The sequence below is a fragment of the Vibrio sp. IB15 genome (assembly GCF_016406055.1).
GTDB classification, from domain to species: Bacteria; Pseudomonadota; Gammaproteobacteria; order Enterobacterales; family Vibrionaceae; genus Vibrio; species Vibrio chagasii.
In genome coordinates this window covers 15,994-28,180 of record NZ_JAEFCE010000062.1, presented here as the reverse complement: position 1 = coordinate 28,180, position 12,187 = coordinate 15,994, and the positions used below count along the sequence as shown (strand labels likewise).

Below are 12,187 nucleotides of genomic sequence, written 5' to 3'. Positions count from 1 at the left end.
AGACTACTTCTTCTTGAAGATAAAAGCGGCTTTCCCCGGAAAGCCGCGATGAACCAATAAAAAGCGATAGCCTCGGCTATCGCTTTTCTGTCTCTGTTTAGTCGATGTCCGTTGATCATCAAACTCGATTGATTGTACTTACCGTTTACTGAACGCTTAGTTTAATCATCTTAAAATCATAAAGACCGTCGTTAGCGGCTCTTTCCTTGAACAACAACTCTCCGTTATAAAACGTAAAAGCGAGAAGATCGCGCTCATATTCATAAATATAAGCAACCGATCCATCACTGTTGATGACCTGATCAGGCTGACCTAATCGATCAGTCACATCTTCAATGTTCGTTTGTCGATCGACTAGTTGTTCCAAACCGGCTTCATCGTAGCCACCTTCATCCATACAACCTGATAAGGCGGCAACCAAAGCTAGCAGTATGATTTTCGTTCTCAACAGCCTATTCCTTTAATGGTTTTTACAACCATATCAGTAGCCTTGCTCAATCACTGTAAGTTATCGTAAGCGCCATGAATAAAATGAGAAGGGATTGAAACGACTCCAAGATCCTCACGTTTCGTAAATCGGGTAAGCCCACTTATCAGTCGATAGCTCAAAACAATACTGAGCGTGCTTCTTCAAACACTCAAACACTTCACGGTCGAGCTTATGGTTCTCAACATGCTCAGTCAAAATCGCCATCGCCTCTTCCAGTGTCATTCCCTTTCGATACGGACGAGACTGTGTCAATGCTTGGAACACGTCGACAACCGCTACAATTCGACTGGGCTGATCCAGTTCTTCTGCTGTTTTACCCATTGGATAACCAGAACCGTCTAGCCTTTCATGATGATTCGACGCCCACTCACAAATCTGAGGTGAACTGAACAACTCTTGTAGTGCGAACCTTGTATCCGTTGCATGGCGCTTAATACAGCAATACTCCTCATCAGTGAGTAAGTCTGGTTTGTGGAGGATATCACTTGGCGTTTGCAGCTTACCGATATCATGTACTAACCCTGCTAAATAGAGCTTACGCTGCGTTGTATATGAGTAACCCAGTTGCTTAGCTAAATACTCTGAAAGCTGCCCCACCTTCAACGAATGCTTAAAGGTAAACGAGCTCTTGGTATCCACCACATTGGCAATAAACTCTGCAAAAGCGACCGTTTCATCCAACGACATCTGTTGAGAAAAGAAAGGCACGGGCTCAAAGTTATCCCTCATGTTTTCAATGTAAGGGATCTCCATCGAGAACCAGAAATCATCCAAGTCGACAAGCTCACACATATGTTGCACAAGGTTGGTTTCGAACATCTCGTCCGCTTGTTCAGTCAAACGTTCGATAATGCTCGCTTTTCCATCTGGGGTGAGGTTGCCATAGCGATCGGAAGAGGTGATGCCATAGAGATAGTCAACCCTATCGGCAAGCATGACAATCGCGGCCAGTTCTTTCTCTAATTCACTAATAGGTAACGCTTTAAGCTCCACCCAAGGAGTATGATGGTAAAGCACTGGTTTAGAGAATATCGAAAGTACGGGACACTCTTTTAATATTTGATAGCCTTTCTGACAATGGTGGTGGGTGGAGTCAGGAACAAAACCTGAGACCAAACTGAGCTGTTCATCAACTTGGGATACACCACAATCGTGAATGAGCCCCAACGAGAACGCAAGCTGTGCTTGTTCCTCTTCCCAGCCCACACTAAGGGCACAGCGGTAAGCGATATAACCGACTCGTTGCCCATGATTTTTGCTTTCAAAACCTACGTTATCAAGCGCCTTAGCTATACCGAATAGAGCCTTTCTAAGGTCTACGGTTACGTCTTGGCAGTGTTGATTCATTACTTAAGCCTAGAATTTTTATTGTTCTTATATATTTAGGCTGCCAATACTAATGCATAGTTAATGTTTATATACACAACTAATGTAAGGTTTAATGAGTTTCGTGATAGATCTAACGTATCACGGAAAAATCGTGCTACAAATGGTTGCATATTAAAAAACAGGCGACATTATGTTTTGCCGACTAAGATCCATCCAACTGAACCGTCAAAAAAAGGAAATGCATGTTTAAAACAGTTATCGATGACGAATTGTCCATTGCTTTGGTTGAAGAACGTTTCGCCTCTCACTACGCGGAAATCTCACAAAGTCAAAATGAGTATTTAAGTCAGTGGCTTGCATGGCCGCCACATTGTAAAACCGAACAAGATTTTAGGCTCTTCGTGCAGCGCTCATTACACGATTACGCAGAAGGTAAAAGCATGACCTGTGCCATCGTGTACCAAGACAACATCGTTGGTAACTGTAGTTTCAATACCATTGATCATGATATGCAAAAAGTAACGATAGGTTATTGGCTGTCTGAACCATACCAAGGAAGGGGAATTGTAACGCGTGTAGTTAAAAAGCTGATTGATATAGCTTTCAATGAGTTAGATATAGAGAAAGTTGAAATATCTGCCGCCGTTGAGAACCAAAGCAGCCGCAAGGTTTGTGAGCGCTTACAATTCAATTTAGAAGGCATCATTACACGTAGCGAGAACTTGAACGGTCGTATCGTTGACCACGCAATCTATGGTCTTCACCGTTCAAAACAGTAGCCGTTTCCGGTTAAAAAAACCACGGTTTGAACTAATCGGTGTCAGTTCAAACCATGGCTTTTGTTTTTCCTAAACGAGTGTAGATTCAATAAAGATAAATAACGGTTAAGCCGCCTTAGCAATTACAATCGTAAATTTAGCCCCACCATGACTGCTACCATCGATCTTGATACTCCAACCTAACTTCTTAGCCGCAGAGTTGGCAATGGCAAGCCCCAATCCAAAACCACCGGTTGAAGCGCTTCTGCTTGAGTCTAATCGAGAAAATGGAACAAAGACTTCATCACGACGCTCCTCTGGAATACCAGGCCCATTGTCCTCAACGACCACTAACCAGCTTTCTGAGTTTTCATCTAAAGTCAGCCAAACGTGGTCTTTAGTATAGTTGCCAGCATTCTTAAGGATGTTATCAAACACTAAGCGAGCCATGGAGCAATCACACTTTATCGTGCTGTCTTGATTCACCTTTGATTCAAAGGTCACATTGTCCAACTCAGAATATCGAATCCGGTCTAAACAATATTCAAGTAAGCTCGCTCTTACTTTCACCAACTCGAAGAAGGAATTGTCCATAACATTCAACTTCGAGAGCATAATGATCTCTGATGTGAGTTCGTTGATATCGTCGACATAGGTATCGATATCATCGAAAAGTGCTTGATGCTGCTCAGGCGCTCCTCGTCTCAGTATGTCAGTCGCTAACTGTATTCGGCTCAACGGCGTGCGAACTTCATGGGGAATGGCTTGAGCAAATATATGGCTCTCTTTCACCTTACTTTCTATCTCTTCAGCCATGCAATTAAAACTGCTAGCCAACTCGGAAACAGGATGAATATATTCAGTCTCAGAACGCGTACTCAGTTTACCTTTACCAAACTGTTTCTGCTTCTCAACTAACGACTCAATCCTCTCTTGAAAGCCCCTAACCGGTAAGTAAACACTAGCTCCAATCGCAATGATGACCGCGAGCAGAAGTCCAAGTAAAAAATGCCGCTCTGAATCCTCATACCATTCAATTTCAGGAGAAAAGAAATCCCCGACTTCACAAAATGCAAAGCTAAACTTGGAATTCGGCAGTTGGTACACAGCCGAGTACAAATTGTTTTCGCTGAGGTAAATAGGCACACCGTTTAAGATGGTATGCAACTCACATCGTTGACAAGGAGGTTCTCCCGACCAATTCTCTAACAGGCGTAAATTGAAAATAAAAAACTGTTGGTGACCTGTTCTATCGAGTTCCTTGTAGAGCGAATCTTCTTTGTCGCGATGCTGGATATACTGTTCAACAAAGTACAACCCATCATTGAGAAAAGTCTCAATCTCTGTTCTTCGCATATGTCCTTCACCAAGGTGTAGGAACAAAAAGATTGTCGTCGACATCCCTGTAACAATACCAAGGTAGAGCCGAGCAAACATCGAAACAGAGCGAAGCCTCTCTTTAATAAATTTAAGCAACCAGCATGTACCCCTTATTACGTACCGTGCGTATTAACTGTTTGTCTTTTGCGTGAACGCGCAGCTTTCGGCGTAAACCTGATACACGCATATCAATCGAACGATCGTTAAACGCGTAATCTATTCCTCGAAATAGCTGGCAACATTGGTCACGGGTAACGACTTGGCAAACATTCTTAACAAGAAGGTTCAAAATCTCAAACTCTGCGGATGTGAGTTTCAAGTTTTGTCCGTATAAAGTGGCACTTTGGGCTGCGCTATTGATGACGATCTCACACTGGTTTTCTGACACCGTTTCCACCGTTGTTGTAACCGGCGTTGCACGTCTCAACAGAGCTTCGATTCGGGCCAGCAATGCATGCCCTCGTATCGGCTTAGCCACATAATCATCAGCACCGAACTTAAATAAGCTTACTTCACTCATTTCATCTGCAGAGGCAGTCAGCACTAAGATCATTCCATTGTAAAACTCACGAGCCTCTCGGCAGATTTGTGCGCCACTCATACCTGGTAGCATAAGGTCCAATAGCACTAAATCAGGTTCAATACTTCGGATAGCTTCAAGTGCCAAGTTTCCCTCATGAACGACGCTCACTTCATACCCTTCTGCTTCTAGGTAGAGTGTGGTTAAGCGAGCGATCTCTTGGTCATCTTCGACAATGAGTACTTTGGTTTTCGACATATCTATCACCAGTATTTATTAAAAGCGCGGGCAGTATATATACTGGTCATATATCATCAATATTGTTATTAGAGTCAACACTTTACCGTACGCAAAACATAGTAATCATATTTGTACATCTACGTTTACAAAATCAGACACCAGGTCGTCTGTAAGCTCCGATTTATATAGGCTCCGCAAAATGACACCGATTGCATTTAATGACGTATCCCATCCTAATCGCTTACACTTGCTTTATTTTCTTACCCACACTTACATTAAAATTGTTTACAAAAAACAATCAAATCAACCATCTTTCAACCTGTTACACCTCAGTTTATAAAACCAAGGAATAAACTCCATTTAGATAAAAAAACCAGAAAGTTCGACTGACCACTAAAGGAAACCGATTACCTGCATCACTCATCAGCACTTTCCTTTTTCTCTCCCCCATTCCTTCCTATAAAGTCATTACCACTTCAAGTAACATTCACAAAATCAATAGATCGCTTTGTAATTTGTCATTTAATCACTCCTTAGAGGGACCCTCTTAAAATGAATAAACCGCTTCCATTGTTACTGGCTACGTCTGCTTTATTTTCAGCACAATTACTTGCTGATACTGATAAGCAAGAAACGATAAAAAAGATTCAATCTCAGGTGAGTTCTTGGATTGATATTCAGGTCGCTCCGCAAAGCAGCATTATTCAAAAAATGGTCTTTGATTGTGAGTTCTACAGTGCAACGCCTTATATCAAGTCTCCAGATGGCAGTGAAAGCAGTTCAGGCTCATACCGTTTCTACTCACAAAAAGGGGGATTAGGTACCGTTACTGAACCGTTTACGACTCAGCCACTGCCTGAATTAACCATGTGCTTAAAAGAAGACTTCACCCTAGCGAATCAAGACCAAGCGCAACTCCTATTTGAAGCTATCGAAACGGTCTATCCAAATCATTCTATGTTTGATGAGAACTTCCCTAAGGAAATCATAAAGAAACCAAATGGATGGCATTTTATTGATGGTGAAATCTTCGATGATAAAAAAGGCTATATCATCGAGACAACTCCGCAAGGGAAAGTGACCAAGATCATCCGCTCATTAAACCTATAAACACACCTTTCTCAATAATATGGAGAGGGTTTGATTTGTATTAATAAGTAACCGAAGTAGGCCTGCTTGCTCGGTGGCATCCAACTAAAACTTCCTCACGTAGAGTCGAGCATGATGACAAGTTATCAATCATTTGAGTACCTAAAGTGTCCTATTTGGATATATGACATCGATAACAAAAGAATCACATGGGCAAACCAAAGTGCTCTTCCTTTGTGGGAGGCGGAATCTTTGTTTGAACTGACGTCACGCGACTTTAGTGTCGAGATGTCAAAGGCAATAGAGGCGACTCTCGAAGAGTATCAAAGACAATTTCTACGTGGTGAAAGCATCAAAACATGGTGGAACTTCGCCCCCAAATACATAGCCAAGCGCGCACTATGCCAGTTTTCTGGTATCCCTTTACCTGATGCTCGAACGGGCATGTTAGTTCAAGTTGTTGCCGAAGAAGGCAGTCTTAAGCAGGATCTCGCTTTCTCAGACGGAGCGAACCTTTCTCTACTATTTGACCGCTCAGGTAAGATAGTAAGTACTAACTCCGCGTTTAACCAAAACTATGGTTCACCATTTACCACCCTCTCCGATTTTCTTTCCAGCGAAGAAACTGCAGCCCATTGGCTATTTTCAGCACGAACAGGGCAAGAGATCCTAGAAGAAGTGAGCTGTACCATAGGTGACAAAACCCATCACTTTGACGTTCAAGGTAAGTGGCTGTTCGACAAGAGTGAGCTACTGTTAGACCTAACCTGTACCACCAAGCAAAAAGAAAAGCTGATAAAAGCTAGGTACAACGCGGAGCACGATTGCTTAACAGAGCTTCATAACCGCAGAGGGATCACCAACTTACTACAAACCAGTATTGCCTACCGCTCTCCTTTTGAGTTGATGTTTGTTGACCTTGATGGCTTTAAGCTCGTCAATGACACCTATGGGCATAGCGTGGGAGACCAGCTACTAAAACAAGTCGGTGAGCGCCTAAAACAACTAGTTGATGAAACCTGCATGATTGGTCGCTTTGGTGGCGATGAGTTCATCGTGATTGCTCACGCCTGTCGAAACCAAAACATCCCACTGCTTTGCACACGCATTATTGATGCATTAAACCGAAGTTTTCACATCAGTGGTATTGGTACTCTGTCTGTGGGTTGCAGCATAGGTACTGCAAACTTTCCAGATAATGCCATAGACCAAGAGTCATTACTCAAACAAGCGGGCATGGCAATGCATATGGCAAAAGCTAACGGACGTAACCGCTTCCAAACTTTCACCCCTAGCTTAGCTCGTGCACTTCATCGAAAAGTAGAAATTCGCCATCGTTTAGCTCGCGCTCTAGAGAATGAAGATCTTGCACTGCACTACCAACCAATCATGAATACCAACAGTGATAAAGTGAAAGGGTTTGAAGCACTGCTACGCTGGTCAGATAAAGATTTAGGAGACATTAGACCTGACGAGTTTATCGCTCTAGCAGAAGAAACAGGTCAGATTGTTCCGCTTGGAAAGTGGGTGCTCAACTCCGCACTTAAGCAGCTATCCATTTGGCACAGAAAATTTGATAACCAGCTAATGATGAGTATCAATATCTCCAGTATTCAAATGCATGCAACCTTTGCAGACCAACTATCTGCAATGCTCAACTTCTACAATATCCAGCCTCAGAGTATCGCCCTTGAGATCACTGAGTCATCCATGATTTTCAAACATGGTGAAGTTAGACAAGCGTTGTGCGACATTGCCAAGTTGGGTGTGGAGCTGCATCTGGATGATTTTGGTACTGGTTACTCTTCTCTATCTATGTTGCATGACCTACCTATTAGTACCGTTAAGCTTGATAAAAGTTTTGTGCACGGGTCACACAAAGGCAGCAAAGCCATTGTTCAAGCAACCCAAGCTATCTGTGACAAGTTAGGGCTAAAAGTGGTCGCGGAAGGTGTTGAGACAGAAACGCAGAAGGACTTCTTGGTCGACTGTGGTTACCAATATCTACAGGGGTTCTTATTTAGTAAACCAATCCCTTCAAATGAAGTCGAAAGCAAATTTTTATTCCTTCGATAAGTCAATGTTACTCACTTGAAATGGCAAGTAAACAATAGTGACGAGTATCGGCTCAAGCATCGTGTATTTGGCCTAACAACCTGCTTGAACATGCGAGCTATTCACACTCATCTGCAGTATGCTTCTCACTCATAAAATCTCGACTTTGTCTCAATACTTCAGTTAGTTACCCGCTTTTTATGTCAATTTTTGTTCAGCTCAAATGTAACCTTTTGGCGACTCATATTTGAGCTTCGATATTTTGTAGACTGATTTCGTCCATACAAAATGAGAAAGAGAATCATGAAAAAGAACCACTTAGTCTTACCAGCCTTCGCTGTCGTTACAGCTTGCTTACCATTGTCTGCACTCGCAGGTGACCGCGACAACTCTATTGAAGCCGGTGTGACATTTATTGGGAATCAAGAGCTAGCAACCTTTGGCCATAGTAAAGCCCTATCGAATAATATTGTTGTCGGTGGTGGCTTCTCATTAGGCACGGAAGCGGTAGATTTGGACGAGCCAAACTCACAAGATGCATGGGGCTTATATTCAAACATTGGCTACCGATTTGAAATTGCCGAGTTTGATATCATCCCTAAGGTTGGTATCAACTACTTAAATGCCGATGTGGAATCGGGAAACGCTTCTTTCAACGACATCAATATCGATAATGTTTATGGTTCAGTGGGTGCCACAGTGAACTGGCGTATGATAGGTCTAACGGTCGATTACGGAAAGATCAATGATTCAGCAATGGTACCCGACGGTTCAGGTAGCACCAAACCATTCGAAGAAGATGTCGTACGTGTTACAGCAAGCTTCAACTTCTAACCTTTAGCTTTCCATTTATGTAAAAAGAAAAGCTGTCCATAAATGGCTTCAAAGAAAGCCTAACAAGGAAGTCCGCAAAAGAAAGTCGACAAAAGCTCCTATTAGCCTGCCTAATTAGGGGCTTTCTGTTTGTAAAGCAATCAATAAGGGTGAAATTTGATTTAAACCATTAATATAACAAGGTTTAATTTGAGTACTAGATATTATACAAGCCTGACTCATATCGATTAAAAATATGTCCTAACAAAATAGAGTGTAAACACCAACCAAAATCAGAACAAATATGGAATAAATATCACAATTTACACTTGCATCTAGACCTAAAATTAGCCACTTTCCTGAAAAATCAAATTCAGATTTATTTTTAATCAATAAAAGTTAGTAGCCATGATTTAAAGCCTATAAAAAAACCACTAATGATATCCTTGTCAATACAGATAGTTTGAAAAATAAATAGATATAAACTAGAAATTAAATGATATTAATATCATCCTAAACCTAGTTATTAAACTTTATCCTGAAAATTTATGATAAATCTACCTCATAAGTAGATTTCAAAAACACCACGCCCATCAATATTAGCACTACCTAAAATTGCAGCTGAAACTGCCGATATAGAAGCTGACAAATGGATAAATACCAAAACAAATGGATAAATCCCCCTTGTCTCTTGTAAAACCACGGCTTTCATTTATAAATTCAACTTTTGGGTGAACATCTCTACAACCTTTCATTACAGCCCGAATTCTGCGATTAGTATCAACATCTTGAGAGAAATGGTGACATTTTAGTTATGTTATTTAGAACGGACTCTTGGGTTGAATGACAATCCCAGCCACACATATCAATCACACAAATATAATAACTATCGCTTAGGAGTTGAGCTATGCACTGTTCTTTCAATATAAATAACAATAACGAAAGCTTGCAACTAATCTATAATGAAGAAAAAATATATATAAAGAGAGACAGTAATAAGATATCAGAGGAAACTCTTAATAGTAAAGAGAGTTTTGTCTTCAAGTATTTAATTGAAAATGCTTAAATTTCAAATCCTCAATCTGCCCGAGATGTTGAGGAGTCATTTAAATTACATTTTGATGAAGAGTTTAGTTTATATGCATTAAAAAACATTATCGCTTCTATAAGAAAGAAGTACCGAAACCTATGTAAGAAGGCAAAGGTTGATAATAATAGCGAACTCATTTCCAATCTCTATAAAGTCGGGTACTTCATTGATCTCGACAAAAGCTCAGAAAACCGCATCGCCCCCAAGCACAACATCAACCAGTTCAAACCTAGCCAGATACTGATGCTAAAGTTGATGCTCAACACTTATTACAAGGAGTTGATCAGGTCTCTGATAACCGTACTCACTGTGACTTCACTCTCTCTATTCGTTGTCTACTTTTTCCAAATCCTTTATACAACGAAAATTGCTAATGAATACAGCGAGAACACCAAGCACATAGCAGAAGAGGTAATGGATTACGGCTGTGATAGCGCGGGCGCGGTACACTCGTTAAGGCACTCACTTAACCTCGATTCGGTGGTTATGACTACACCTTATGGTTCATGCTACATCTCTAAGAGTCGTTCTCAGTATGTTGAGCTCGATCAGATTGATGATTTTTACGATAGTGCTGATTTTGTTTATTCTCGTTTCAGTAACTCTGAAAATAATACCAAGCTAACGGTTCGTATTTCCAAAGGTTCTATTGAAGCGCGTTACAGAAACTCATTACTGCCTCTGCTGGTTGATTCCGTCTCTATTCAAAAGAATGGCTACTACATTCTCAACCTTGGCAATAACAGCCAGTCAATTTACACCTCACCATTACCAAGCGGTGCTAGCATCACCTTCTATAGTGACGATATCATTGCACTATGGGGCGTGCTGTCACTATTGCTCGCAACCCTACTCTATCGCTCTTATATTCTAGGGTTCTTTATCTATCTCTTTCGCTGGAAGCACATCTCGTTTGAAGAAGAACCAATCATCAATACAGAAGACAACACCGTTTTATACTACGAGTTGTTGTCTCGGGTACGTAATGTCGGTGTTCTTAGCTTTATTAATACGATGAGACGCACCAACCTACTGACTTTTCATACCATTTTGCTTATTGAAACGGTAAGAAACGCCAAGTTGCACAACAGCCATGAGATCTATGGTGTCAACGTATGCCCGAGTGCGTTAGTAGGGAATAATTTTTCCAAACTCAAAGAGCATTTGGACGCAATGGAAGCGAATGAGTTTGTCGTCGAGATCACGGAGTACTCAAACATTGGTTATGGCTGTGAAGTCATCGATAACATCAAAGCGATCAAGAAGCTCGGGATCACCATCGCCTTGGATGATTTTGGCACAGGTAACAACAACATCGAAATCATTAGCGTGATCTCCCCCACCTACCTGAAACTAGATCGCTGTTTCGTTAAAGACATTGAATCAGGGGAACATCAACAAGGTGTACTACTGAACATCTCTGAAATTGGCCGCTTATCAAACATCACGATGATTTATGAGGGTGTTGAAACGCGCAGGCAACAATATATCTTGTGTCAGTTGGGCTACAACTTACATCAGGGCTACCTTTATAGCCGTCCTCAAAGCACATCTAGCTAATCCTTTTTATCAGGTACCGGATAGCTCAAAGGCAACGATAAAATTAAGCGTTGTTGCACTTAAGGCTTTCAGAGTTCACAGGAAAATAAGCGTCTAGTAACCCTTTGGCAGTCAGTGGCTTATCAAAGTAATAACCTTGAAGTAAATCACAATGGTATTGCTGTAGCTTCGCCATCTGCTCTGGGGTTTCGACCCCCTCGGCAACGACTTTCATCTGACAAGAGGCGCCAATATCAATAATGGCTTTCACTAAAGTCTCACTGTGCTGACTGGAATTCAGTTTTCCGATGAAAGATCGGTCGATCTTTATCTCTGTGATTGGCAGAGTATTAAGGTAATTGAGTGATGAAAACCCAGTTCCGAAATCATCGAGCGAGATGCCAAATCCATAATCTCGAAGCCTTCTCAGTATCGGCTCTACGATATGCAGATCTTTGATAAGGATGTTTTCCGTTAACTCTAGAGTGACTCGTTGTGGAGCAATGCCGATTTCCTCGACTAAACGTATCACTTTCTCGTCAAAACCTAGTTCGAATACCTGTTTAGGCGACACGTTAACCGATACACATATCGCCTCAGGTCCATTTGGCATCAAATTAAGGGTGTCTTCGCACGCCCTCCTTAACACGAACTCACCAATCTCATGAATTTTCCCTACTCGTTCAGCCGCCGGAATGAAATCTAAGGGTGAGACAAACCCAAGTGAACTATTATTCCAACGGCACAGCGCTTCCACGCCTTTTAACTGTTTAGAGTGTGCATCGACCTGCGGTTGATAGAACACACTGAATTCACCACGTTCTAGGGCCGTTTCTAACTGCTTTTCTACCGAATAGTCATACTTCACTTTTCGATTGATTACA

9 protein-coding genes and 1 pseudogene are annotated in these 12,187 nt (G+C 41.6%); 5 read left to right on the top strand and 5 right to left on the bottom strand.

The features are described from left to right. Positions 1–145: 145 nt before the first annotated feature. Positions 146–448, bottom strand: coding sequence for a hypothetical protein (locus JC606_RS19125; RefSeq protein ID WP_233090489.1), 303 nt, complete (start codon positions 446–448; stop codon positions 146–148). Between the two features lie 114 nt (positions 449–562). Further along, a complete protein-coding gene (locus JC606_RS19120; protein ID WP_137407044.1) occupies positions 563–1,837 on the bottom strand; it encodes an HD-GYP domain-containing protein in 1,275 nt (424 codons plus the stop codon). Between the two features lie 224 nt (positions 1,838–2,061). Between JC606_RS19120 and JC606_RS19115 the strand changes: the two genes are divergently transcribed. After that, entirely contained in the window at positions 2,062–2,598 is a 537-nt protein-coding gene (locus tag JC606_RS19115; protein ID WP_137407043.1) for a GNAT family N-acetyltransferase, read from the top strand. A gap of 105 nt (positions 2,599–2,703) precedes the next feature. Here JC606_RS19115 and JC606_RS19110 read toward each other — a convergent pair whose 3' ends face one another. Continuing rightward, entirely contained in the window at positions 2,704–4,053 is a 1,350-nt protein-coding gene (locus JC606_RS19110) for a sensor histidine kinase (RefSeq protein WP_198779203.1), read from the bottom strand. Next, entirely contained in the window at positions 4,046–4,735 is a 690-nt protein-coding gene (locus tag JC606_RS19105; protein WP_008217338.1) for a response regulator transcription factor, read from the bottom strand. The genes JC606_RS19110 and JC606_RS19105 overlap by 8 nt, the downstream gene beginning before the upstream one ends. Positions 4,736–5,269: 534 nt before the next feature. Here JC606_RS19105 and JC606_RS19100 point away from each other — a divergent pair. From JC606_RS19100 to JC606_RS19085, 4 genes and pseudogenes are all read left to right on the top strand, one after another. Next, entirely contained in the window at positions 5,270–5,827 is a 558-nt protein-coding gene (locus tag JC606_RS19100) for a hypothetical protein (RefSeq protein ID WP_198779202.1), read from the top strand. Positions 5,828–5,938: 111 nt separating this feature from the next. Continuing rightward, on the top strand, positions 5,939–7,882 hold the full coding sequence (locus JC606_RS19095) for a putative bifunctional diguanylate cyclase/phosphodiesterase (protein WP_198779201.1): 1,944 nt from the start codon (positions 5,939–5,941) through the stop codon (positions 7,880–7,882). 282 nt (positions 7,883–8,164) lie between these two features. Then, on the top strand, positions 8,165–8,695 hold the full coding sequence (locus JC606_RS19090) for a hypothetical protein (RefSeq protein WP_198779200.1): 531 nt from the start codon (positions 8,165–8,167) through the stop codon (positions 8,693–8,695). A gap of 886 nt (positions 8,696–9,581) precedes the next feature. After that, positions 9,582–11,324 (top strand): annotated as a pseudogene (locus JC606_RS19085) (EAL domain-containing protein). A 43-nt stretch (positions 11,325–11,367) separates the two neighbouring features. On the opposite strand, the gene JC606_RS19080 reads toward JC606_RS19085, so the two are convergent. Next, the gene (locus tag JC606_RS19080) at positions 11,368–12,171 is read right to left on the bottom strand and encodes a putative bifunctional diguanylate cyclase/phosphodiesterase (protein ID WP_332873241.1); all 804 of its coding nucleotides are present in this window, start codon (positions 12,169–12,171) and stop codon (positions 11,368–11,370) included. Positions 12,172–12,187 lie beyond the last annotated feature (16 nt).